This window comes from Nonomuraea sp. NPDC051298 (assembly GCF_055586305.1).
In genome coordinates this window covers 530,522-554,446 of the sequence record NZ_JBVJIM010000004.1, presented here as the reverse complement: position 1 = coordinate 554,446, position 23,925 = coordinate 530,522, and the positions used below count along the sequence as shown (strand labels likewise).

The following is a 23,925-nucleotide window of genomic DNA, read 5'->3' as shown; positions in this document are numbered from 1 at the left end:
CTTCTCACCAGGCGTAACGGGTCTTGGCCAGCAGGTACAGCCGCCGCCACACCAGCCGGTTCAGCGCCACGACGTACAGGGACATGACCGCGATCCCGGCGAGCAGCTCGGGATGGTCGCCGGACTGGGTGGCGTGGGCGATGTAGGCGCCGAGCCCGGACGCGGTCAGCGTGGCCGAGCCGAACGTGACCACCTCGGCCACGATCGAGGCGTTCCAGGCCCCGCCGGAAGCGGTGATCGCGCCGGTGACGTACGCGGGGAAGATCCCCGGAATGATCAGCCGTCGCCACCGCTGCCACCCGCGCACACCCAGGTCGTCCATGGCCTCGCGCAGGTCGGTGGGGATCGCCATGGCCCCGGCGATCGCGTTGAACAGGATGTACCACTGCGCGCCGAGTGCCATCAGCACGATGCCGCCCACGTTCAGCGACAGCCCGGTCCGCACGAACACCCAGGTGGCCAGGGGGAACAGGAAGTTGGCCGGGAAGCTGGCCAGGACCTGCACCACCGGCTGGGCGATCCGGGTCAGCCGCGGCGACGAGCCTATCCACACGCCGATCGGCACCCAGACCAGCGTCGCCACCGCCACCAGCACCACGACCCGCGCCAACGTCAGCGACCCCAGCAGCAGCGGCTCGACGAACACCGACAACCCGCCGTGATCGTCGAGATAGCCGACCAGACCGGCCAGCCCCCAGGCCAGCAGCGCCCCTGTCACGCCCCAGAACGCCACGTCACCGGCCCGCCGCCGCCGGAGATCCACCTGCAGCGGCCCGTCGTCCCGGCCGAGGACGCGTCCTGCCCGCATCGCCAGCTCGCGCAGCGGCGCGCACGCGCGGGCCAGCAGCCGCGGCCAATGCGCCCGGCGCAGGAAGTCCAGCACCAGTGAACGCTGGACCTGGCTCGCCTCGGTCTGCTCCACCTTGTACCGCTCCGCCCAGGCCACCAACGGCCGCCAGAACACCACGTTCACCCCGGTCACCAGCACCGCCATCGCGGCGATCGCCCAGCCCATCCCGGCCAGGTTCCCCTCGGCGATGGCCGCACCCGCGAACGAGCCGACTCCGGGCAGCGTGTAGTCGGTGCCCGACACCGTGATCAGCTCGGAGGCGACGAGGAAGAACCAGCCGCCGCCGAAGCTCATCATCGCGTTCCACACCAGGGGGATCGCCCCCGACGGCAGCTCGATCCGCCAGAACCGCAGCCACCGGGTCAGGCGCAGATCCCGCGACAGCTCGTCCAGTTCCCTGGGCACCGTGAGCAGCGCGTGGTAGAAGGCGAACGTCATGTTCCACGCCTGCGAGGTGAAGATCGCGAACACCGCCGCGCATTCCAGTGCGAGCATCGAGCCGGGGAACAACGCCAGCAGGGCGGAGACCGCGACCGTCAGGAAGCCGAGGATCGGCACCGACTGCAGGATGTCGAGCGCCGGGATCAGGACCCGCTCCAGCCTGCGCGAATGCGCCGCCACGTACGCGTACACCAGGGTGAAGGCCAGCGACAGGGCCAGTGCGGCGAACATCCGCAGCAGGCTGCGCGCCGCGTAGTAGGGCAGGTTGGCCGGGTCGGTGTCGATCTCCGGGGTCCTGGACGGGGTGAAGGACGTCGTGGTGCCCTCACCGACCCTGATCACCACATACAGGGCCACCAGCATGCCGAGCGCCACCACGAGGTCGGGCCACGACCAGCGCGTACGCCGGCGCGCGGTGCCCTCTCCCGGCCGGTCGGAGCCCGTCGGCCACCGCAGCAGGCCCATCGCGCGGCCCCTCTCCCGCTGACCGCACCCACGAGGTGGCCGGGACCGTCCGGCTCGGAACTCATCTGCGGTGACGACGTACCCAGCCACATTGCCAGATAATTGCGCAAACTTGCAAACATGCGCGCCCGGGTGGGCCAGGTCAGTGGTCCGCCGCCGGGATGCGGCGCAGCAGGTACGTGTCCATGATCCAGCCCTTGCGGGCACGGGCCTCGTCGCGCAGCTCGCGGATCCGGTCGCCGACCTCGGCGACCGGCCCCGACGCGAGGATCTCGTCCGGCGTCCCCAGGTAGGCGCCCCAGTAGATGTGGAAGTCGTCCAGCCCGGCGAACGAGCAGTGGGCGTCGAGCATGACCACCACGTCGTCGGCGGTGGGTCCCCGCTCGGCCAGGCGGCGGCCGGTGGTGAGGTGGGTGGGCCGCCCCACCTGGGTGAGGCCGACGCGGTGGCGGGCGGTGAGCGCGGCCACGCTGCTGATGCCGGGGACGGCCTCGACGTCGAAGGCGACGTTCCCGCGCAGGAGGATCTCGTCGAGGATGGCGAGCGTGCTGTCGTACACGGCCGGGTCGCCCCACACCAGGAACGCGCCGGTCTCGTCCGCGCCCAGCTCGTCGCGGATGAGGGCCTCGCACGCCAGCGCGCGGCGCGAGCGCCAGTCCTCGACGGCGGCGGTGTAGGCGGGAGAGACGCGGTCGCGCTCCGGATCGCGGGCCTCGGCGATCCGGTACGGCCCGCGGCCGTGCTCGGCGATCAGGTCGAGGCGGAGCTGGACCAGTTCGTGCTTGGTCTCGCCCTTGTCGACGATGAAGAACACGTCCGTGGCGGCGATGGCCTTGACCGCCTGCAGGGTGAGATGGTCGGGATCGCCAGCGCCGATCCCGATGACGAGTAGCCGCTTCACCCGGAAAAGTCTGCCAGAACGCCGGATATACGATTTACCCCGCTAGCTACCCGCCAGCCGAAAGACCCCATAGGCCCGAGGAGGATCGTGGACCTGGCCGCGCAGGGCGACGCGTTCGCCGCCTTCTGGCAGGAGCGGCACCTGTGCACGCTCGCCACCGCCCGCTCCGACGGCCCGCCGCACGTCGTGCCCGTGGGCGCGACGCTCGACCTGGCCACCGGCATCGCCAGGGTGATCACCTCGGGTTCGTCCCACAAGGCCGGGCTCATCGGTGCCTCGGGCGCGCAGGTCGCGCTCTGCCAGGTGGACGGCCGCCGCTGGTCGACCCTGGAGGGCCGGGCCGTCGTACGCGCCGAGCCGGAGCAGGTGGCCGACGCGGAGCGCCGCTACGCCGCCCGCTACAAACCACCCCGGGTCAACCCGTCGCGGGTGGTCGTGGAGATCCAGGTGACCCGCGTGCTGGGCAACGTGTGATCACCGTCGTCGGGATCGGGGCGGACGGCTGGGACGGTCTGACCCCGGCCGCGCGGCGGGCGGTGGAGGGCGCCGAGGTGCTCATGGGCGGCGTACGGCAGCTCGACCTCGTGCCCGCCCCCGCCGCCGAACGGGTGGCCTGGCCGTCCCCGCTGCTGCCCGCCCTGCCCGCGCTCATGGATTCCCACGCCGCCCGCGAGGTGTGCGTGCTGGCCAGCGGCGACCCCATGTTCCACGGCATCGGCTCGACCCTGGTACGGCTGCTGGGCGCGGACCGCGTCCGGGTGCTGCCGCACGTGTCCTCCCTGTCGCTGGCCTGCGCCCGGCTCGGCTGGCCGGTCGAGCACGTCGACGTGGTCAGCCTGGTCGGCCGCCCGCCCGCGGCCCTGGCCGCCGCCCTCCTGCCCGGCCGCCGGGTCATCGTGCTCGGCGCGGGCCCAGACTCCCCGTCCGTGGTCGCCGAGCTGCTCGCCGGGCACGGGTACGGCCCCAGCCCGATGACCGTGCTGTCGGACCTGGGCGCCCCGTCGGAGTCGGAGCGGCGGGGCACGGCCGACGGCTGGACGGCCCCCGAAGTGTCCCCGCTGCACGTGATCGCCGTCGAGTGCGTCCTCGCCAGGGACGCCGAACCGCTGGCCAGGGTGCCGGGGCTGCCGGACGGCGCGTACGAGCACGACGGGCAGCTCACCAAGCGGGAGGTCCGCGCCGTGAGCCTGTCCCGCCTGGCCCCGATCCCCGGCGAACTGCTGTGGGACGTGGGAGCCGGGGCGGGCAGCGTCGCCATCGAATGGCTGCGCGGCCACCCGTCGTGCGCGGCCGTGGCGATCGAGCACAGGGCCGACCGGGCCGCCGCCATCCGGCGCAACGCCGAGCGGCTCGGCGTGCCGGCGCTGCGCGTGGTGGAGGGCAGGGCCCCCGGCGCGCTGGAGGGGCTGCCGGAGCCGGACGCGGTGTTCGTCGGCGGCGGCGCGACCGCGCCGGGCCTGCTGGAACGCTGCTGGTCCGCCCTGCGCCCCGGCGGCAGGCTCGTCGCGAACGCGGTCACCCTGGAGTCCGAGACCGTCCTCGCGCACTGGTACGCCAGGCTCGGCGGCGACCTGGTACGCCTGGCCGTTCAGCGGGCCGCGCCCGTGGGCGGGTTCACCGGGTGGCGGGCGGCCATGCCGGTGACCGTGTGGTCGGTCACCAAGCAAACTACCGAGCAGAGGGACCGACCGTGACCGTGTACTTCGTCGGCGCGGGGCCCGGCGCCCCCGACCTGATCACGCTGCGCGGCCTGCGGCGGCTGGAGGCGTCGCCGGTGTGCCTGTACGCGGGCTCGCTGGTGCCGCGCGAACTGCTCGACGCCTGCCCGCCCGGGGCCAGGCTGGTGGACACGGCCGAGCTGACCCTCGACGAGATCGTCGCCGAGCTGGCCGCCGCCCACCGCGACGGCCTCGACGTGACGCGGCTGCACTCGGGCGACCCGTCCGTCTTCAGCGCCGTGGCCGAGCAGATGCGCCGGCTGGACGCGCTCGGCGTGCCGTACGAGGTGGTGCCGGGGGTGCCCGCGTTCGCGGCGGCGGCGGCCGCGCTCGGCCGGGAGTTGACGGTGCCCGGCGTCGGCCAGACGGTCGTCCTGACGCGTACGTCCGCCCGTGCCACGCCCATGCCGGACGGCGAGGACCTCGCGACGCTCGGTGTGAGCCGGGCCACGATGGTGTTGCACCTGGCCGTGCAGCGGATCGACGCGGTGGTGGCCGAGCTGCTGCCCTCGTACGGAGCGGACTGCCCGGTGGCGGTGGTGGCGCGGGCGAGCAGGCCCGACGAGGTGATCCTGCGTGGGACGCTGGCCGACATCGCCGGGCGCGTGCACGAGGCCGGGATCAGGCGGACGGCGGTGATCGTCGTCGGGCGGGTGCTGTCGGCGACGCAGTTCCCCGACAGCCATCTCTACAGCGCGGCCAGGGAGCGGGCGGACAGGGAGCGGGCGTGCGGCGGGTCCTGATCCTGGGCGGCACGGCCGAGGCGCGGGCCCTGGCCGCCGAACTCGTCGCCGACCCGGGGCTGCGCGTCGTGTCCTCGCTGGCGGGACGGGTCAGCAACCCGCGCCTGCCGGTGGGCGAGGTGCGCGAGGGCGGGTTCGGCGGGCCGGAAGGGCTGGCGGGCTGGCTGGTGAGCGAGCGGATCGACGCGCTGGTGGACGCCACGCATCCGTTCGCGGAGCGGATGACCGCGTCGGCGGTCACGGCCGCCGAGGCGGTCGGGGTGCCGCTGCTCGTCCTGCGGCGGCCGGGGTGGCGGGAGGAGCCGGGCGATTCCTGGCTGCGCGTCGGCTCCCTGCGGGCGGCGGCCGACCTCCTCGCGACCGGCGGCTGGCGAACGGGCGCCCGCGGCCCTGATCGGACCGGCGATCCCGGCCAGGGATTCGATCGCGAGCCGTGGCCGACCGGCGGTCCCGGCCCCGGCCAGGGCGGCGAGCCGCGGTCGACCGGCGATCGCGGGGCCGGGCTGGCGGGTGCGGTGCGGGTCTTTCTCACCACCGGTCGCCGGAGCCTGCCGGTCTTCACCTCGTTGCCCGGCGTGTGGCTGCTGGCCAGGTCGGTGGACCCGCCAGAGCCGCCCGTGCCCGCGAACGTGCGGGTCCTGCTCGACCGCGGGCCGTACACCGTCGAGGGCGAGCGCGCCCTCATCCGGGAGCACCGCTTGGAGGCGCTGGTGACCAAGGACAGCGGCGGTCGCCTGACCACGGCCAAGCTCGTCGCGGCCCGCGAGGCCGGGCTGCCGGTGATCATGGTGGACCGGCCGCCGCCGCACCCGGGCGTTCGAGTGGCCCACGACGTGGCGGCGGCGGTGTCCTGGGTTCAGGGGTAGCGGCGAGGGGTGTAGACGACGCCGTTCTCCGCGACGCGGGTCGTGGACGAGCCGACGATCAGCAGGCAGCGCATGTCCACCTGGGCCGGGTCCAGCTCGCCGAGCGTGGTGACGGTGACGCTCTCCTCAGGGCCGCCGACGTCGCGGCCGATCACCACGGGGGTGGCCGGTGCCCGGTGCTCCAGCAGCAGGTCCCGAGCTGCGGCGACCTGCCACGTACGGCTGCGCGAGGCCGGGTTGTAGATCGCCAGCACCAGGTCCGCCCGCGCGGCGGCGGTGAGCCGGCCGGCCACCACGTCCCACGGCTTGAGCAGGTCGGACAGCGACAGCACGCAGTAGTCGTGGCCGAGCGGCGCGCCCGCCTTGGCGGCCACCGCCTGGGCGGCGGTCAGCCCGGGTACGACCCGGACCGGCACCCCGGGGAAGTCGGCCGCGGCTTCGAGCACGGCGCTGGCCATGGCGAACACGCCCGGATCGCCCGACGACACCACCGCCACGCGAGCGCCGTCGCGGGCCAGCTCCAGCGCGTGCCTGGCGCGTTCGGCCTCGACCCTGTTGTCGGTACGGTGGCGGCGCTGGCGCGGGTTGGGGGCCACGCGGTCCACGTACGGGCCGTACCCGACGAGGTCCGTCGCGGCCGCCAGCGCCTCCTGCGCCTCCGGGGTCAGCCACGGCCGCCCGGCCGGGCCCAGGCCGACCACGGCCACCTCACCCCGCCCCTCGGCCGCCGGCCGTTCGGGGACGAACGTGCGCTCGGCCGGGCTGGCGAGCAGGGCCAGCGAGAAGTACGGGACCCCGCCCGGGTCGACGTCCTTGAGCGGCGCGACCCGCTCGGCGTCCATGGTGGCGCGCTCGACGTACCAGGCGTCGTCGAGGCGGCCCGCCTCGGCCAGGGCGTCGCGGACCTTCTCGAAGGTCCTGCCCAGCTTGAGCACGGCGGCGGAGTCGGTGTCGCGCAGCCGTTCCGCCAGCGCCTGCGCGGGCAGCGTACCGGGCAGGACCGTCAGCACCTCGTCCCGCTCCACCAGCGGACGCCCCAGCACGGCGGAGGCGGCGCTGACCGAGGTGACGCCGGGCACCACCTCGGTCGGGTAGCGATGGGCCAGGCGCTTGTGCAGGTGCATGTACGAGCCGTAGAAGAGCGGATCGCCCTCTGCCAGCACGACCACCGTCCGGCCGGCGTCCAGGTGGGCGGCCAGCCGCTCGGCGCAGTCGGCGTAGAAGTCGTCGAGCGCGCCCTGGTAGCCGCCGGGGTGGTCGGTGGTCTCCGTGGTCAGCGGGTAGAGCAGCAGCTCCTCGACCTGCCCCGCGCGCATGTACGGCAGGGCGATCGAACGGGCGATGCTGCGGCCGTGCCTGGCGGCGTGGTACGCGATCACGTCGGCCTCGCCGATCAGCCGGGCCGTCCTGACCGTGACCAGCTCGGGGTCACCGGGGCCGAGGCCGACTCCGTACAGGCGTCCTGTCATCGCGCTCACTCCGTCTCGCTGGCGATGGCGTTGACCGCCGCCGCCGTCATCGCACTGCCGCCGCGACGGCCGTGCACCACCAGGTACTCCAGGTCGCTGTCCGCCAGCGCCTGCTTGGACTCGGCCGCCCCGATGAACCCGACGGGGATGCCGAGCACGGCGGCCGGCCGTCCCGACCCCGCGGCGACCAGCTCCAGGAGCCGGAACAGGGCGGTCGGCGCGTTCCCGATCGCCACCACCGCGCCGTCGAGCCGGTCGCGCCACAGCTCCAGGGCGGCGGCGCTGCGGGTGGTTCCGAGCCGTTCGGCCAGCTCGGGCACGCGGGGGTCGCCCAGCGTGCACAGCACCTCGTTGGCCGCGGGCAGCCTGCGCCTGGTCACGCCCGAGGCGACCATCATGGCGTCGCACAGCACCGGGGCCCCGCCGCGCAGGGCCGCGCGGGCCCGCGCGACCACCGACGGGGACCAGGCCAGGTCGGTGACCAGGTCGGTCATGCCGCAGGCGTGGATCATGCGCACCGCCACCTGGGCCACCTCGGGCGGCATGCCCGTGAGGTCGGTCTCGGCGCGGATGGTCGCGAACGAACGCCGGTAGATCTCGGCGCCGTCGCGGAGGTAGTCGGTCACTCCTGGCGTTCCTCGTATCCGTCTGTGGTAGCGATCATCTGGACGACCCGGCCGCGCGGCAGACCGCAGCGCCGCTCGCAACCGGCCCAGTGAACGGGCGTCCCGGGGGCGCCCGCCAGGCTCTCCACCCAGCGCCGCGCGTCCTCCCGCACGTCCGCGAGCGCCTTCGCGCAGCCGGGACGTCCGGTGCAGGCGGTGACCGCGGACCACGGGGAGTCCGGGTCGGTGACGAGGCCCGCGGCGTCGAGTGCCTTCGTGGCCCGGTCCGCCTCGGCGGGGGAGAGGTCCAGCAGCACGGTGGTCCGCCAAGGGGTCAGGCGGACGGGGTGACCGGCGTCCGCGAGCGTCCTGGCCTGGGCGGGCGTCAACCGGCCGAGCGGCACCACGGCCTCGACCGCCACCCGGCCGTCCCGCTGGGCGACCCGCCCAGCCCGCCGCCCGCCGATGGCGGCGGGCGGCCGCGGACCGGGGAGACGGCCTGCCGTGGGCGGTGCGGGCCGGGGTTCGGAGGCGGAGTCGTCCGTTGGGGTTGGTGATTGCCGGGGTTCGGAGGTGTGGCCGTTCGCCGGGGGCGGTGGGTAGTCGCGCAGGCGGGCGGTGATCCGGGCGGGGCCGTTCGCCAGCTCGTGGACGCGCCAGGCGCGGGGAGCGTCGCCGGGCCGCTCGTCGAGGAACGCCTCGGCGGCGCGGATCATGAGCGGGATCGCCGAGCCGGGATCTGCGGTCAGCCCGGTGTCCGTCCCGGCCGTCAGCCCGGTGTCCGTCCCCGCCAGCAGCAACCGCCCGTCGCGCGGCCCCGTCGCCGCGAACGTGACGTCCGCGCCGAGCCCGAGCACGTCGCCCGTGCCGTCGTCCAGGGCGAACAGGAACCGCCCCGGTAACCCGGCCAGCCGGGGCCGCGCGCACAGCGCACGGTCGAGGGCGTCCGCCGACGCGAGCACGTCCAGCACCCCGGCCGGTCCGCGCCCGCTGAGCGGGGAGGCCACGATGTTGCGCACCCGCTCGTGCGCGGGCGACGGCAGCAGGCCCACCGAGGCGATCCGCCCGGCGAAGACCTCGGGCCGACTCAACCCTCTCACCTGCACGTTCGCTCGCGAGGTCAATTCGAGCACGCCGATGCCCAGCTCGGCCGCGCACGAGGCCAGCTCGTGGAGCTGCGCGGCGGAGACCGCGCCGCCGGGCAGGCGGACGCGGGCCAGCGGCCCGTCGGCGGCCTCGTGCACCTGGAGCGCCCCCGGACAGGCGTCGGGACGCATGCGTCCGGAAAAGTCAGCTATGGGCACGATGAGGAGCGTAACGCCACTTATGGGGGCGTCGCTCCTGCCGTAAGCTTCGCAGTAGGCGATGGCAATGGGAGGAAGCCGGTGCGAAACCGGCGCGGTCCCGCCACTGTGACCGGGGAGCGAACCCCACCACGAGGTCACTGCCCGGCGACGGGTGGGAAGGCCGGGGTGAGCGTCGATCCGGGAGCCAGGAGACTCCGGCCGTCGCGTCACCCACGACCGGGGCGAGGACCCCGAGGGAGGAATGCGTCGTGCCTGGCGACCGCTGTACCGTCCTGCTGCTCTCCACCTCCGACACCGACCTGCTGAGCGCGCGCGCCAGTGGCGCGGGCTACCGGCTGGGCAATCCGGCCCGGCTGACGGCCGAGGACGTCCCCGGTCTGGTGGCCGGAGCGGACCTCGTCGTCGTACGCCTGCTGGGCGGGCGCAGGGCCTGGGAGGAGGGCCTCGACGCGCTGCTGGCCGGGCCGCGCCCGGTGGTGGTGCTGGGCGGGGAGCAGGCGCCCGACGCCGAGCTGATGGAGCTGTCGACGGTCAGCGGCGGGGTCTGCGCCGAGGCGCACGCCTACCTGGCGCACGGCGGAGCGGGCAACCTGGCGCAGTTGCACGCGTTCCTGTCCGACACGGTCCTGCTGACCGGTCATGGGTTCGAGCCGCCCGCGGCGGCGCCCTCCTGGGGACGGCTGGAGCGGCCCGCCCGGTCGCGGAGCGGTCCGGTGGTGGGGGTGCTCTACTACCGGGCGCACCACATGGCGGGCAACACCGCGTTCGTCGAGACGCTGTGCGCCGCCGTCGAGGACGCGGGCGGGCAGGCGCTGCCGATCTTCTGCTCCTCCCTGCGCACGGCGGAGCCGGAGCTGCTCGACACCCTGCGCACGGTGGACGCGCTGGTGGTCACCGTGCTCGCGGCGGGCGGCTCGCGCCCGGCCACCGCCGGCGCGGGCGGCGACGACGAGGCATGGGACGTGGGCGCGCTGGCGGCCCTCGACGTGCCCATTCTGCAGGGCCTCTGCCTGACCACCTCCAGGCGGGCGTGGGAGGAGAACGACGACGGGCTGTCGCCGCTGGACGCCGCCTCGCAGGTGGCGATCCCGGAGTTCGACGGGCGGATCATCACGGTGCCGTTCTCGTTCAAGGAGGTCGACAGGGACGGGCTGACCGTCTACGTCGCCGACCCCGAGCGGGCCGCCAGGGTGGCGGGCATCGCCGTACGCCACGGCCTGCTCCGGCACACCCCTCCGGAACGGCGGCGGCTGGTCGTGATGCTGTCGGCGTACCCGACCAAGCACTCGCGGGTCGGCAACGCCGTCGGGCTGGACACGCCGGCCAGCACCGTCCGGCTGCTGGCCCGGCTCGCCGAGGCGGGCTACGACCTGGGCGACGGGTTCCCCGGCGTGTTCCCCGGCGCGGCCGAGCAGGACGGCGACGCGCTCATCCACGCCCTGATCGCGGCCGGCGGGCAGGACCAGGACTGGCTGACCGAGGAGCACCTGGCGGGCAACCCGGTGCGCATCTCCGCCGCCTCCTACGAGCGCTGGTACCGTACGCTGCCCGCGGAGCTGCGCGAGCAGGTGGAGCGGCACTGGGGGCCGCCGCCGGGGGAGCTGTTCGTCCACGAGAGCGACCACGGAAAGGACCGTGGGAAGGACATCGTGCTGGCCGCGCTGCGGGCCGGAAACCTGGTCGTGATGGTGCAGCCGCCGCGCGGCTTCGGCGAGAACCCGATCGCCATCTACCACGACCCCGACCTGCCGCCCAGCCACCACTACCTGGCCGCCTACCGCTGGCTGTCGGCCGACTTCGGCGCGCACGCGATGGTGCACGTCGGCAAGCACGGCAACCTGGAGTGGCTGCCCGGCAAGTCGGCGGGCATGTCGGCCGCCTGCGGCACGGACGCCGCACTCGGCGACCTGCCGCTGATCTACCCCTTCCTCGTGAACGACCCGGGAGAGGGCACGCAGGCCAAGCGGCGGGCGCACGCCGTCCTGGTGGACCACCTGGTGCCGCCGATGGCCCGCGCCGACACCTACGGCGACATCGCCCGGCTGGAACAGCTCCTGGACGAGCATGCCACGATCGCCGCCATGGACCCGGCCAAGCTGCCCGCGATCAGGGCCCAGATCTGGACGCTGATCCAGGCCGCCCGACTGGACCACGACCTCGGGCTGACCGACCGGCCGCACGACAGCGAGTTCGACGACCTCATCCTGCACGTGGACGGCTGGCTGTGCGAGGTGAAGGACATGCAGATCCGCGACGGGCTGCACGTGCTCGGGCAGGCGCCGGTCGGGCAGGTACGGGTGGATCTGGTGCTGGCGATGCTGCGGGCCCGGCAGATGTGGTCGGGCAGGGAGACGCTGCCCGGGTTGCGCGAAGCCCTGGGGCTGGCCGAGGACGGCACGGCGGCCCTGGGGGCGGTCGACCGGGCGGAGGCCACGGCGCGGGCGCTGGTGGAGGGCATGGAGGAGCGCGGCTGGGCGGTGGACGCGGCGGCGGAGGTGGCCCGCGCCGTCCTTGGGGACCTTCCGTGGGAACACGGGGACCTGCCTCAGGACCGCGGGGACCTTCCGCGGGAACACGGGGACCTGCCTCAGGAGCGCGGGGACCTGCCTCAGGAGAGGGTCGAGCGGGTGCTCCGCTTCGCCGCCACCGAGATGGTGCCGCGCCTGGCCCGCACCACCGACGAGCTGGACCACGTCCTGCACGCCCTGGACGGCGGCTACGTCCCGGCCGGACCCAGCGGCTCCCCGCTGCGCGGCCTGGTCAACGTGCTGCCGACCGGCCGCAACTTCTACTCCGTCGACCCCCGCGCGGTGCCCAGCCGCCTGGCTTGGGAGACCGGCCAGGCCATGGCCGACTCCCTGCTGACGCGCTACCGCGCCGACACCGGCGAGTGGCCGCGCTCGGTCGGGCTGTCGGTCTGGGGCACCAGCGCCATGCGTACGGCGGGCGACGACGTGGCCGAGGTCCTGGCGCTGCTCGGCATCCGCCCTGAATGGGACGAGGCGTCGCGCCGGGTCACCCGCCTGGAGCCGATCCCCCTCGCCGAGCTGGGCCGCCCGCGCATCGACGTGACGGTTCGCATCAGCGGGTTCTTCCGCGACGCGTTCCCGCACGTGGTGGGCATGCTCGACGACGCCGTACGGCTCGCCGCGAGCCTGGACGAGCCGGACGAGGACAACTACGTACGCGCCCACGTGAGCGCGACCGGCGGCGACGAGCGCCGGGCCACCATGCGGATCTTCGGCTCGGCCCCCGGCGCGTACGGCGCCGGGCTGCTGCCCCTCATCGACAGCCGCAACTGGCGCGACGACGCCGACCTGGCCGAGGTGTACGCGGTGTGGGGCGGCTACGCCTACGGCCGCGACCTCGACGGCGTCGCCGCCCGCCCGCAGATGGAGGACGCCTACCGCCGCATCGCCGTCGCCGCCAAGAACGTCGACACCCGCGAGCACGACATCGCGGACTCCGACGACTACTTCCAGTACCACGGCGGCATGGTCGCCACCGTCCGCGCGCTCACGGGCAAGGCCCCGGCCGCGTACGTCGGTGACAGCACCCGCCCCGACGCCGTACGCACCCGTACGCTGTCGGAGGAGACCTCGCGGATCTTCCGGGCGCGGGTGGTCAACCCGCGCTGGCTGGCCGCCATGCGCCGCCACGGCTACAAGGGCGCCTTCGAGCTGGCCGCCACCGTCGACTACCTGTTCGGCTACGACGCCACCACCGGCGTGGTCGCCGACTGGATGTACGACAAGCTCACCGAGACCTACGTGCTCGACCCCGAGAACCAGGAGTTCATGGCCCGCGCCAACCCCTGGGCCCTGCACGGCATCGCCGAACGCCTGCTGGAGGCCGCCGAGCGCGGCATGTGGCAGCACCCCGACCCCGAGATCCTGCGTGGCCTGCAGGAGGTCTACCTCAAGACCGAAGGCGACCTGGAGGACGACACCAGCCGCTGAGCCAGGTGGGGCGCACCGGCCCAGTGCAGGTGCAGGTAGGACGCGGTCACGCCGGGGTCGCCGTAGCCGTCGTGGCCGCTGTCCCAGCGGAACAGCGGCTCGCCCGCGTACTCCGTGGCGGTGCGGTGGAACTCGTGCCCGCGCAGCCGCTCGCCCGCCCTCGTGAGCGGCGTACGGCGCAGCGCGACGGCGTCCCGGTAGCCGAGCGTCAGCCGGGACGTCATCCGTGCCCGGCCGGGGACGCGCCCGCACATGCGCCGGCCGTCGAGTTCGTCGCACAGGTACAGCAGCCCGGCGCACTCGGCCGCGATCGGGCCGGGGAAGGCGGCGACCTGTTCGCGCAGGGGTTCGTTGGCGGCGAGTTCGGCGGCGTAAACCTCGGGGAACCCGCCGCCGATCACGAGCGCGCCTGTCCCGCCGGGCAGCCGCTCGTCGCGCAGCGGGTCGAAGACGGCCACCTCCGCGCCCGCCGCCCGCAACAGTTCGACGTGCTCGGCGTACCCGAAGGTGAACGCGGCGCCGCCCGCCACCGCGACCACCGGCCTGACGCGGGCCTCACGGTGCGGCGGCTCCCAGGCGGACGCGTCCAGAGCGGGAGCCGACCGCGCCAGCCGCAGCAGCGCGTCGAGATCGCACGAGCGGGACACCAGCGCGCCCAGCCGGTCCACGGCGGCGACCGCCTCGGCCTCCCGTTCCGCCGCGGGCACCAGCCCCAGGTGCCGGGACGGCGTGGACACCGCGTCGTCCCGGCGGATCGCGCCCAGCACCGCAACCCCCGCCGCGGCCAGCGCCGCCCTGCACAGCTCCTCGTGCCGGTCGGAGCCCACGCGGTTGAGCACCACCCCGCCCACCCGTACGCGCGGGTCGAACGTGGCGAACCCGTGCACCACCGCCGCCACCGACCTGCTCTGCCTGGCCGCGTCCACGACGAGGACCACCGGCGCGTCCAGCAGCCTCGCGACGTGCGCGGTCGAGGCGAAGTCCGTCACCCCCTTGCCGTCGAACAGGCCCATCACGCCCTCGACCACCGCCACGTCGCATCCCGCCGCGCCGTGCAGGAACAGCGGGGCGACGAGCGACTCCCCGACGAGCCACGGATCCAGGTTGCGCCCAGGACGTCCCGCGGCCAGCGCGTGGTAGCCCGGGTCGATGTAGTCGGGGCCCACCTTGTGGGGCGACACCCGCAGCCCGCGCGCCCGCAGCGCCGCCATGAGCCCGGTGGCCACCGTCGTCTTGCCGCTGCCCGACGACGGGGCGGCGATCACCAGCCGGGGGACTACCACTCGATGCCCTTCTGGCCCTTCTGCCCGGCGTCCATGGGGTGGCGTACCTTGCCCATCTCCGTCACCAGGTCCGCGGCCTCGACCAGCCGCTCGGGCGCGTCCCGTCCGGTGATCACGACGTGCTGGCTCCCCGGCCGGCTCGTGAGCGCCGCCAGCACGTCGTCCAGGTCCAGCCACCCCCACTTCAGCGGGTACGTGAACTCGTCCAGTACGTAGAACCGGTACGTCTCGGCCGCCAGATCGCGCTTGATCTGCTCCCAGCCCTCACGCGCGTCGGCCGCGTGGTCCTCCTCGGCGCCGGGCCGCTGGATCCACGACCAGCCCTCGCCCATCTTGTGCCAGGCCACCGCGCCGCCCTCGCCCGAGTCGCCGAGCACCCTCAGCGCCCGCTCCTCGCCGATGCGCCACTTGGCCGACTTCACGAACTGGAACACCCCGATCGGCCAGCCCTGGTTCCAGGCCCGCAACGCCATCCCGAAGGCGGCCGTGGACTTGCCCTTTCCCGGACCGGTGTGGACCATCAGCAGCGGACGGGTGCGCCGCTGGCGCGTGGTGAGCCCGTCGTCGGGCACCACGGCCGGTTTCCCCTGCGGCATGCTCAGACCGCCTTCCTGTGGTGGTGCGGGTTCCCGTGGTGCTGGAGGCTCCCGTGGCCGGTTCTGTGGTCGCGGACGGCCGTGCCGAGGTCGGTGAGCGAGTCGAGGGGGAGCAGCCGGGCCCGCAGCCGGGAGGCCAGCCGGACGGCCAGGCCGAGCCGCACCGGCCCGCTCTCGCAGTCCACCACGACCCCCGCCGTGCCCTGGAGCAGCGCGGCGGCCCGGTCCACGTCGCCGCCCGCCGTCGCGCGGCCGTCGGTCACCAGCACCAGCAGCGGACGCCTGGCCGGGTCGCGCAGCCGTTCCACGCGCAGCACCTCGGCCGCGCGCACCAGCCCCGCCGCCAGCGGCGTACGCCCGCCGGTCGGCAGGGAACGCAGCCGGGCCGCGCCCGCCTCCACCGACGACGTGGGCGGCAGCGCCACCTCCGCGCCCGCGCCCCTGAAGGTGATCAGCCCGATCTTGTCCCGCCGCTGGTAGGCGTCGAGCAGCAGGCTCAGCACCGCGGTCTTGACGGCGGTCATCCGCCTGCGGGCCGCCATCGAGCCGCTCGCGTCCACCACGAACAGCACGAGGTTGCCCTCCCGGCCCTCGCGCACCACCTCGCGCAGGTCGTCGCCGCGCAGCACCAGCCCGGGGCCGCGGCGACCGCGTTCCCGCTGGTACGGAGCCGCCGCCAGCAGCGTCGCCGGCACGTGCAGGTCGCGCACCGGGCCGGACGGGCGGCGTGCGCCGGTGCTCCGGCCGCGCCGGGTCCGCGACCGCGACCGGCGGCCGACCGCTCCCTCGCCGATCCCCGGCACCTCCAGCAGCGGCACCCGGTACGGCGCCGTCACCCCCGCCACTGTGCCGGCCGCCTCCTCACCGCCTTCCCCCGGCTGTCCGCCGTTGGACGAGGGCTCGGGGCCATTCGCGTCGTCCGGCGTCGGCCCGGCGCCACCCGGCCGGGTGCGCTTGGCAGGGTCGGCGCCTTCGGCCGGGGGCGGCGTCCGCGCCGGTCCGCCGTCGCCGTCGGAGCCGGAGACGTCGGGCTGGAGACCGCCAGGCCCGCCGCCGCCCGAGCCGCCGTCAGGGCCGCCGCTGTCAGGGCCGTCACCGTCAGGGCCGTCATCGTCGGGGTCGCCGCTCGGGCGGTCGTCCTCAGGGTCGTGCTGGTCGTCGTCCTCCGCCGTACGCTCCAGCAGCTCCTCGAGCAGCCTCTCGTCCAGCCCCGGCGCGTCGAACGGGTCGCGCCGCCTGCGATGGGGCAGCGACAGCCGGGCCGCGGCGCGTACGTCCTCGGTGGTCACCACGTCGCGCCCCTGCCAGGCGGCGTGCGCGATGGCCGCGTTCGCCGTCACCAGGTCGGCGCGCAGGCCGTCCACCTCGAAGGCCGCGCAGACGGTCGCGATCTGCCGCAGGCGCGCGTCCGGCAACCGCACGCCGGGCACCCTGGAGCGGGCGACGGCGATCCGGGCCGCCAGCGCCGACTCCTCGCGCGCCCAGCGGGCCGCGAACGCCGCGGCGTCCGACTCGAAGGCCAGCCGCCGCCGCACCACCTCGGCCCGTTCGCCGGGGTCTCGGGACGCCCTGACCTCGACCGTCAGCCCGAACCTGTCCAGGAGCTGCGGGCGCAGCTCGCCCTCCTCCGGGTTCATGGTGCCGACCAGCAGGAAGCGGGCGGCGTGGCGTACCGACACCGACTCGCGTTCGACGTAGCAGGTGCCCAGGGCGGCCGCGTCGAGCAGGAGGTCCACGAGGTGGTCGTGCAGCAGGTTCACCTCGTCGACGTACAGGACGCCGCGGTGGGCGGCGGCCAGCAGGCCCGGCTCGAACGCCTTCACGCCTTCCGTCAGCGCCCGTTCCACGTCGAGCGAGCCGACCAGCCGATCCTCCGACGCGCCGACGGGCAGCTCGACCAGGGCGGCCGGTCGTTCCGTGCCCTGGACGCCGGGTTCGTGCGGCCCGTCCGGGCATCCCGGGTCGGACGCGGCGGGGTCGCAGGCGAACCGGCAGCCGGGCACCACCGCGACCGCGGGCAACTGGGCCGCCAGCGCGCGGACGATCGTGGACTTCGCCGTGCCCTTCTCCCCGCGTACGAGCACCCCGCCCACCCGGGGCGAGACCGCGTTCAGCACCAGCGCCAGCTTCAGGTCGCCGAGGCCGACGACGGCGCTGAACGGATACGTGACGATCAAAACTCAGACCTTCCGGTTGACGTGAGCCACCCGCCAGCCGGTCGGCCCGGTGGTGGCAAGCCCAGTGGTGGCAAGCTCGGTGGTGGACAGGGGCGCCAGGTCGAAGCGGGCGGTGGTCAGCGGGCCGACGCCCAGCGCGTGGGCGAGCGCCGCCCTGATGGCGCCCGCGTCGCAGACGGCGACGCGCTCGGGCTCGCCGCGCGTCGCGTCGAGCCAGCCCGCCACCCTGGCGGCGAGCGCGGCCAGGGACTCGCCGCCGTGCGGGGCGGCGTTCGGGTCGGCCAGCCAGCTCGCCAGCGCCTCCGGTTCCTCCAGCGCGACCCGCTCGTACGGCAGGCCGCGCCACCGCCCGCAGTCCGCCTCCGCCAGGGCGGGCGTCTCGCGGGCCGCCAGCCCCATGGCGGCGGCGGTCTGCCGGGCGGCCCTGGTGGGAGCGACCCAGGCCGCCCCCGTGGCGGGCCGCAACGCGGCGGCCCTGGTCAGACCGGCCGCGTCGGCGTCCTCGTCGACGGGAAAGAACGCGGCCCGCATCCCCGGCGTCGTGGCGTGCCGTACGAACAGCATCTCGCTCAGCCCGGCGCCGCCACTCGCGCCGGAGCCGCCGTACGCCGCGCCGCCCGGTCGCTCGCCCAGCCGAACAGCACGCCGAACGCCGTCCAGAACACGAGCTGCGTGCCGATCGAGGCGAGCCTGAACTCCCACAGCAGCGTCGCGGGGAACCCGTCGGGCACCTCGTCGACCGGCGGCAGCAGCCACCACGCGGCGACCACGGGCACGAGGAAGGCCGCCACCGCCGACAGCCCGCGCGCCCAGGGATCCCCGGTGATCCGGCGGGCCGTGGCCACGGCGACCGCCGTCGCCGCCAGCCCGACGAGGATCAGCACCACGTAGAGCAGTGTGCGGCTGTTGATCGTCGCGGGATCGCCCACGGCGGGCGGGTTGGCGGGATACTTCACGAAGGGCACGAGGATGACCGCGGCGAACGCCGTGCCGGCGGCGGCCAGCGCCAGCCGCCCGTCAGAACGCGGCCCCACCCGCCCCCGCAGCCCCGCGAAGACGAGGGCGAACACGCCGCCCACCGCGAGCCCGTAGAGCCCGGTGGCCAGGAAGAGCCCGGCCTTCTGCACCGGCCTGCTGACCTCGGCCTCCTCGCCGTGGCTGTGCGCGGCCTGCTCGGCGGCAGGCGCCGCCGCCTCTTCGAGGGCGATCGCGTGGTCCACGCGAGGCTCCCCGAAGACGAAGGCGAAGCCGCCCGCGATCAGTCCGGCCAGCAGTCCCACGAGCAGACCTCTGGCCAGGAGAGTGCGTACCACCCCGCCCCCTAGTGGCAGGGCACGCCGAGCAGGTGCCGCCCGTCGTGCATCAGCTCGTGCAGGAAGGCGCCCGTCTGGGAGACGGCGCCGTTGTCCATCAGGACCAGGTACGCCACGAGCAGCAGCACCGGTACGGCGAGCAGCCAGGGCCGCAGGCGCGGAAAGGGAATCGTGGACGGGCTGGACAACCCGCTCATGTGAGCCTCCTCAGGGTGACGCGTCCCATTTCGCGAGGTCACGGTGGCCAAGCGACCTGGCTCCCGGGATCAACGTCCCGGATACAGTGGCGCGTCCGCACCGGCATCTCACCGGATTTCCCTTGGACAACCGTGAAATCTACCGGAACGTATCCTTTCCTCCCGTTCGCGTCAACGGACCCCCGGTGACATCTGGAGCTGGCCCGCATATGAGACGATGCCGGACGTAGGCGACGGCGGAACGAGGAAGCCGGTGTGAATCCGGCGCGGTCCCGCCACTGTGATCGGTGAGCGAGCCCCGACAAGGCCACTGCCCATGGGTGGGAAGGCCGGGGTGAGCGTCGACCCGAGAGCCAGGAGACTCACGCGGTCGCCTCCTCGTGGAAATTGGGGCGGATCTCCCCAAGAGAGGACGGTGGTCGGCATGCCGCGCGCTCGGCGTGACGCCTTTCCCGCTGCCCGCCGCCCCGGCTCAGCCGGGGCGGGGCGTTCTCCAACGATCCCGCTCCGTCAGGCCGGTCAGGAAGGGTACCGCCCATGACGAGCCGACGCTCGCTCCCGCTCGCACTGCTGTTGATCTTCGGGCTGGTCGCCGGGTGCGGCGATGCCCGGCCCGGCGCCTCCCCGCCCCTGGCCACCCCGTCGACCGGCACCCCGTCGACCGGCACCCCGTCGACCGGCGCTGGCTTCCCCGTCACCGTGACCAACTGCGGCGTCACCACCACCTACCGGCAGGCGCCGCGGCGGGCGGTCACCATGAACCAGCACGTGACCGAGATCATGCTGGCGCTCGGGCTGGAGAGGTCGATGGCCGGCACCGCGTACCTCGACGACCGCATCCCGCCCCGGTACGAGGCCGCCTACCGCAGCGTCAAGGTGCTCGCCGAGGAGTACCCGTCGTACGAGGCGCTGCTGTCGGCCGAGCCCGACTTCGTCTACGGCGGCTTCACCAGCGCCTTCGACGACCAGGAAGGACGCGGCCGCAAGGCGCTGGCCGAGGCCGGGATCGACTCCTATCTCAGCCTGGAGGCGTGCCCGTCCGGCCCGGTGACCATGGACCTCCTGGAGGAGGAGATCCGCACGATCGGCCGGGTCTTCGGCGTGCGCGAGCGCGCCGAGCAACTCGTCGCCGAGCAGCGTGGCGTGCTGGAGGGCGTGAAGGAGAAGCTGGGCGGGGTCGAGCCGGTCAAGGTGTTCGTCTACGACAGCGGCGACAAGACCGCCTTCACCGCGGGCGGCGCGGGCATCGGCAACGACCTGATCGGCCGGGCCGGTGGCGTGAACCTCTTCGCCGACCTGGCCAAGGCGTTCGGCGACGTGTCGTTCGAGCAGGTCGCCGAGCGCGCGCCCGACGTGATCGTCATCTACGACTACGGCGACCAGACGGCGGCGGAGAAGAAGAGGTTCCTGCTGGCCAACCCGGCGCTCAAGGACGTGCCCGCCGTCAAGGAGCAACGGTTCGCGGTGCTGCCGCTGTCGTCCACGGTGCTCGGCGTACGCGCGCCGGAGGCGGTCGAGTCGCTGGCCCGCCAGCTTCACCCGGACCACTTCGCGTGATCGGCACGGCGGCGCCGCGGGCCCGTGCGCGCCTGTCGTACTGGCTGGTCCTGGCCCTGCTCGCGGCGGTGGTCGGCGTCGCGGCCACGGCCGGGATCGCGGCCGGGTCCGTCGCGCTGGCCGCCGGTGACGTGTGGGGGATCGTGCTGCACCGGCTCGCGCCCGCGCTCGTCGAGCCCACCTGGCCGCCGGTCAGGGAGACGATCGTGATGGACGTACGGGTGCCGCGCGTGCTGCTGTGCGGCGTCGTCGGGGCGGGACTGTCGGTGTGCGGGATGGCGCTCCAGGCGCTGGTGCGCAACCCGCTGGCCGACCCGATGCTGCTGGGCGTCTCCTCGGGGGCGACCGTGGGCGCGGTGCTCGTCCTGGTGCTGAACGTCTCGCTGCTGGGGGCGTTCTCCTTGCCGCTGGCCGCGTTCGCCGGGGCGCTGGGCGCGCTGACGCTGGTGTACTTCCTGGCCCGCTCCGGCGGGCGGATGACCACCGTACGGCTCGTCCTGGCGGGGGTGGCGACCGCCGAGGTGCTCTCCGCGGTGGCCAGCTACCTCGTCATCACCTCGGGCGACCCGCGCAAGACCGAGTCGGCGCTGCGCTGGATGCTGGGCGGCTTCGGCGGCACCACCTGGGACCTGGTGCCGATCCCCGCGGCGGCCGTACTGCTCGGCACGGTGACGCTGCTCGGCGTGTCACGCCCGCTGAACCTGCTCCTGGCGGGCGAGGAGGCCGCCGCCTCGATGGGGCTGAACGTGCACCGCTTCCGCGGCTGGCTGTTCGTCCTCGTCGCCCTGGTGGTCGGGGCGGTCGTCGCGGTCAGCGGCGCCATCGGGTTCGTCGGGCTGATGCTCCCGCACGTCGTCCGCCTGCTGGTCGGCGCCGAGCACCGGCGCGCTCTCCCGGCCGCGGCGCTGCTGGGCGCGGCCTTCATGATCGCCGCCGACCTGGCGGCCAGGACGCTCGTCGCTCCGCAGGAGATCCCGATCGGCATCCTGACGGCGCTGGCGGGCGGACCGTTCTTCCTGTGGCTGATGAGACGGAGGGCGGCCCGATGACCCCGGGCGCGCTGCGCGTCGAGAACGTGGGCGTGGCCGTCGCCGGTCGGGCCCTGGTGCGTGACGCCTGCCTGGACGTGGCGCCCGGCGAGGTGGTGTCTCTGGTCGGGCCGAACGGGGCGGGCAAGTCCACCCTGTTACGCACCCTCTACCATGCCCGGCGGCCCACGTCGGGGCGGGTGCTGCTGGACGGCGAGGACGTCTGGCGGATGAGCGGCAGACGGCTCGCCCGGCGGCTGGCCGCCGTCCTGCAGGAGTCGCCGGGGGAGTTCGAGCTGACCGTGTACGAGGTCGTGGCCATGGGACGCAGCCCGTACAAGCGGGCCTTCCAGGGCGACGACCCCGACGACCGGCAGATCATCCTGGACGCCCTGGCCGCGCTCGACGTCACCGGGCTGGCGCGGGCGCCGTTCGACCGGTTGTCGGGAGGGGAGAAGCAGCGGGTCCTGATCGCCCGCGCCCTGACCCAGCGGACCGGGACCATCGTGCTCGACGAGCCGACCAACCACCTCGACCTGCGCCACCAGCTCGACGTGCTGCGGCTGGTGCGCGGCCTGGGCCTGACCGCCGTGCTCGCGCTGCACGACCTCAACCTGGCCGCCGCCTTCTGCGACCGGATCTGCGTCATGAACGCCGGCCGCATCGTCGCCGACGGGCCGCCCGACCACGTCCTCACGCCCGCGCTGCTGGCCGAGGTCTACCAGGTGGAGGCCGACGTGACCGCCCATCCCCGTACGGGCCTGCCGCAGATCACCGTGCTGCCCGGCATCGACGGGAGCCACGCCATGACCCCGCGCCGGCCATAGTGCGACCCCTGCCATGGGGAGTCGGGAACCGTTCGCCGCCGACTTGGCAACAACTGCTGTCCTGACTTATCGCCGAAAGGCCACAACATGCGCGAAACTCACCGAGCGGAGGGCGATGACGCCGCTCATCTCGAACGCTCCCGGCGCGAACCGGAAGCCTTCGCCGAGGTCTTTCGCAGGTACGCCGCCGATCTCACCCGTTACGTCACCAGAAGACTCGGGCCGGACGCCGCCGACGACGTGGTGATGGAGACGTTCCTCACGGCGTTCCGGCAGCGCGATCGCTACGACCTGTCCCGTCCGAACGCCCGCCCCTGGCTGTACGGCATCGCCACCAACCTCATCGGCCGCCACGTGCGTACGGAGGTGCACCAGCTACGCGTGCTCGAACGGACCGGCGCCGACCCGGTGACGGCCCCCTTCACCGACCACAGCGACGACCGGGTGAGCGCCGAGTCCTCCCGCCGCCGCCTGGCCGGGGCGCTGGCGACGCTGCCCAAGGGGCACCGTGACGCGCTGCTCCTGGTCGCCTGGGCCGGTCTCACGTATCCGGAGATCGCGGAGGCGCTGGACGTACGCCTCGGAACCGTGCGTTCACGCATCAACCGGGCCAGAGAAAGGCTGCGCAAAGAACTCGGAGGAGTCAATCCCATGGCCGTCATCAGTGAGGAGCCCGTCCATGAATGAGCTGACCGAGCTGGAACGCTTCCGCTCCGCAGTGCCCTCGCCCACCCAGGACGCCCTGACCGCCCAGGAGACCCGCCTCATGAACGCGCTGGCCACCGCCCCCTCTCCCCGGCCCAGGTCTCGTGGCCGCTTCGTGTTCGCCGGTCTGGTCGCCACCGCCGCGCTCGCCGCCGCGGCCGTCCTGGGCCCGATACTGGTCGGCCAGGAATCCGGCCCCACCGCCTACGCCAACTCCGCCATCGACATCGAACTGCGTGGCGACGACTACGTCGCCACGATCAAGGACCCGTTCGCCGACCACGCGCTCTACACGGAGGCGTTCCAGGCGATGGGCCTGAACGTGGCCCTGGACCTGCGGCCCGCCTCCCCGACGAAGGTCGGCCAGATCTTCCGGCTCGGCTTCGACGGCACCACCAGGGAGGACCGCATCGGCGGCGGCCTGGAGCCGGAAGGCTGCACTCCCGGGCAGCCCGGCTGCGCCCTCACCGTCACCGTGTCCAAGGGTTTCAGCGGCAAGGGCACGATCTACCTGGGCCGCCCGGCCAAACCGGGGGAGGCGTACCAGAACAACGCGGACGCCAGAAAGAAGGGCGAGTCTCTGGAGGGTTACGACCCGAACGGGCGCACGGTCGCCGAGGTCCTGGCCGAGACGCGCAGGCGCGGGCTCGAGGTGACGTTCCAGATCATCGAACCCCGCCCCGGCGGGGACGGCTTCTCGGCGAGCCCTGAGGCGCAGTCCGCCAAGGTGGGCGACCACTGGATCGTCTGGGCGGCCGAGCCGTCCCGGGAGGGTGCGGTACGTCTGCTGGTGTCGGAGAAGCGGGTGGCGAAGAACCCCGTCCACGGGGACTGACCTCCCTCGCGCGGCTGCTCGCCCTCCCCAGGTTCGTGGCGCGTATCTCGACGCGGACCAGCGCTCTCAGAAGGAGAGCAGCC

Annotated in this window: 21 protein-coding genes and 2 riboswitches; of the genes, 10 read left to right on the top strand and 11 right to left on the bottom strand. The window is 74.2% G+C overall.

Annotation, left to right across the window (positions count from 1 at the left end; genetic code table 11):
- Nucleotides 1–4: 4 nt before the first annotated feature.
- On the bottom strand, nt 5–1,756 hold the full coding sequence (locus tag ACZ6S0_RS16145) for an ABC transporter permease (protein WP_465917487.1): 1,752 nt from the start codon (nt 1,754–1,756) through the stop codon (nt 5–7).
- Nucleotides 1,757–1,898: 142 nt separating this feature from the next.
- A complete protein-coding gene (cobF, locus tag ACZ6S0_RS16140; RefSeq protein WP_465917483.1) occupies nt 1,899–2,657 on the bottom strand; it encodes a precorrin-6A synthase (deacetylating) in 759 nt (252 codons plus the stop codon).
- Between the two features lie 87 nt (nt 2,658–2,744).
- Between cobF and ACZ6S0_RS16135 the strand changes: the two genes are divergently transcribed.
- From ACZ6S0_RS16135 to ACZ6S0_RS16120, 4 genes are read left to right on the top strand one after another with little or no spacing between them, the layout of a single operon-like run.
- Nucleotides 2,745–3,131 (top strand): pyridoxamine 5'-phosphate oxidase family protein, encoded by a 387-nt coding sequence (locus ACZ6S0_RS16135; protein ID WP_465917480.1) that lies wholly within the window; start codon nt 2,745–2,747, stop codon nt 3,129–3,131.
- Nucleotides 3,128–4,351, top strand: coding sequence for a precorrin-6y C5,15-methyltransferase (decarboxylating) subunit CbiE (gene cbiE / locus ACZ6S0_RS16130; RefSeq protein WP_465917476.1), 1,224 nt, complete (start codon nt 3,128–3,130; stop codon nt 4,349–4,351). The genes ACZ6S0_RS16135 and cbiE overlap by 4 nt, the downstream gene beginning before the upstream one ends.
- Nucleotides 4,348–5,118: a precorrin-4 C(11)-methyltransferase gene (gene cobM, locus ACZ6S0_RS16125; protein ID WP_465917472.1), complete on the top strand. Its 771-nt coding sequence runs from the start codon at nt 4,348–4,350 to the stop codon at nt 5,116–5,118. Before cbiE ends, cobM begins: the two co-directional genes overlap by 4 nt.
- Nucleotides 5,103–5,984, top strand: coding sequence for a cobalt-precorrin-6A reductase (locus ACZ6S0_RS16120; RefSeq protein WP_465917469.1), 882 nt, complete (start codon nt 5,103–5,105; stop codon nt 5,982–5,984). Before cobM ends, ACZ6S0_RS16120 begins: the two co-directional genes overlap by 16 nt.
- Here the strand turns inward: ACZ6S0_RS16120 and ACZ6S0_RS16115 are convergent.
- From ACZ6S0_RS16115 to cobG, 3 genes are read right to left on the bottom strand one after another with little or no spacing between them, the layout of a single operon-like run.
- On the bottom strand, nt 5,975–7,453 hold the full coding sequence (locus ACZ6S0_RS16115; RefSeq protein WP_465917465.1) for a precorrin-2 C(20)-methyltransferase: 1,479 nt from the start codon (nt 7,451–7,453) through the stop codon (nt 5,975–5,977). The two genes, ACZ6S0_RS16120 and ACZ6S0_RS16115, sit on opposite strands and share 10 nt — an antisense overlap.
- A 5-nt stretch (nt 7,454–7,458) precedes the next feature.
- Entirely contained in the window at nt 7,459–8,079 is a 621-nt protein-coding gene (locus tag ACZ6S0_RS16110) for a precorrin-8X methylmutase (protein WP_465917461.1), read from the bottom strand.
- Entirely contained in the window at nt 8,076–9,362 is a 1,287-nt protein-coding gene (gene cobG, locus ACZ6S0_RS16105; protein WP_465917457.1) for a precorrin-3B synthase, read from the bottom strand. The genes ACZ6S0_RS16110 and cobG overlap by 4 nt, the downstream gene beginning before the upstream one ends.
- A gap of 15 nt (nt 9,363–9,377) precedes the next feature.
- Nucleotides 9,378–9,582, top strand: a riboswitch (cobalamin riboswitch).
- Between the two features lie 31 nt (nt 9,583–9,613).
- Between cobG and cobN the strand changes: the two genes are divergently transcribed.
- On the top strand, nt 9,614–13,324 hold the full coding sequence (gene cobN / locus ACZ6S0_RS16100; RefSeq protein WP_465917454.1) for a cobaltochelatase subunit CobN: 3,711 nt from the start codon (nt 9,614–9,616) through the stop codon (nt 13,322–13,324).
- Here cobN and ACZ6S0_RS16095 read toward each other — a convergent pair.
- From ACZ6S0_RS16095 to ACZ6S0_RS16070, 6 genes are read right to left on the bottom strand one after another with little or no spacing between them, the layout of a single operon-like run.
- A complete protein-coding gene (locus ACZ6S0_RS16095) occupies nt 13,279–14,592 on the bottom strand; it encodes a cobyrinate a,c-diamide synthase (RefSeq protein ID WP_465917860.1) in 1,314 nt (437 codons plus the stop codon). The genes cobN and ACZ6S0_RS16095 overlap by 46 nt on opposite strands.
- An 8-nt stretch (nt 14,593–14,600) precedes the next feature.
- Nucleotides 14,601–15,203 carry a cob(I)yrinic acid a,c-diamide adenosyltransferase gene (gene cobO / locus ACZ6S0_RS16090; protein WP_465917450.1) on the bottom strand — a complete coding sequence of 201 codons (603 nt, stop codon included), beginning with the start codon at nt 15,201–15,203 and terminating at the stop codon, nt 14,601–14,603.
- 2 nt (nt 15,204–15,205) lie between these two features.
- A complete protein-coding gene (locus ACZ6S0_RS16085) occupies nt 15,206–17,380 on the bottom strand; it encodes a VWA domain-containing protein (RefSeq protein ID WP_465917446.1) in 2,175 nt (724 codons plus the stop codon).
- A 3-nt stretch (nt 17,381–17,383) separates the two neighbouring features.
- Nucleotides 17,384–17,944, bottom strand: a complete 561-nt coding sequence (locus ACZ6S0_RS16080; RefSeq protein WP_465917443.1) for a histidine phosphatase family protein — start codon at nt 17,942–17,944, stop codon at nt 17,384–17,386.
- 5 nt (nt 17,945–17,949) lie between these two features.
- A complete protein-coding gene (locus ACZ6S0_RS16075) occupies nt 17,950–18,693 on the bottom strand; it encodes a CbtA family protein (protein WP_465917441.1) in 744 nt (247 codons plus the stop codon).
- An 8-nt stretch (nt 18,694–18,701) separates the two neighbouring features.
- Complete coding sequence (locus ACZ6S0_RS16070) at nt 18,702–18,890, bottom strand: CbtB domain-containing protein (protein WP_465917437.1); 189 nt, start codon at nt 18,888–18,890, stop codon at nt 18,702–18,704.
- 207 nt (nt 18,891–19,097) lie between these two features.
- Nucleotides 19,098–19,270: riboswitch (cobalamin riboswitch) on the top strand.
- A 157-nt stretch (nt 19,271–19,427) separates the two neighbouring features.
- Between ACZ6S0_RS16070 and ACZ6S0_RS16065 the strand changes: the two genes are divergently transcribed.
- From ACZ6S0_RS16065 to ACZ6S0_RS16045, 5 genes are all read left to right on the top strand, one after another.
- Nucleotides 19,428–20,447 carry an ABC transporter substrate-binding protein gene (locus ACZ6S0_RS16065; RefSeq protein WP_465917433.1) on the top strand — a complete coding sequence of 340 codons (1,020 nt, stop codon included), beginning with the start codon at nt 19,428–19,430 and terminating at the stop codon, nt 20,445–20,447.
- Complete coding sequence (locus tag ACZ6S0_RS16060) at nt 20,447–21,496, top strand: FecCD family ABC transporter permease (protein ID WP_465917859.1); 1,050 nt, start codon at nt 20,447–20,449, stop codon at nt 21,494–21,496. The genes ACZ6S0_RS16065 and ACZ6S0_RS16060 overlap by 1 nt, the downstream gene beginning before the upstream one ends.
- Entirely contained in the window at nt 21,493–22,302 is an 810-nt protein-coding gene (locus ACZ6S0_RS16055; protein ID WP_465917858.1) for an ABC transporter ATP-binding protein, read from the top strand. Before ACZ6S0_RS16060 ends, ACZ6S0_RS16055 begins: the two co-directional genes overlap by 4 nt.
- 87 nt (nt 22,303–22,389) lie before the next feature.
- Nucleotides 22,390–22,989, top strand: a complete 600-nt coding sequence (locus tag ACZ6S0_RS16050; RefSeq protein ID WP_465917430.1) for an RNA polymerase sigma factor — start codon at nt 22,390–22,392, stop codon at nt 22,987–22,989.
- A complete protein-coding gene (locus ACZ6S0_RS16045; protein ID WP_465917426.1) occupies nt 22,982–23,842 on the top strand; it encodes a hypothetical protein in 861 nt (286 codons plus the stop codon). Before ACZ6S0_RS16050 ends, ACZ6S0_RS16045 begins: the two co-directional genes overlap by 8 nt.
- Nucleotides 23,843–23,925: the final 83 nt, after the last annotated feature.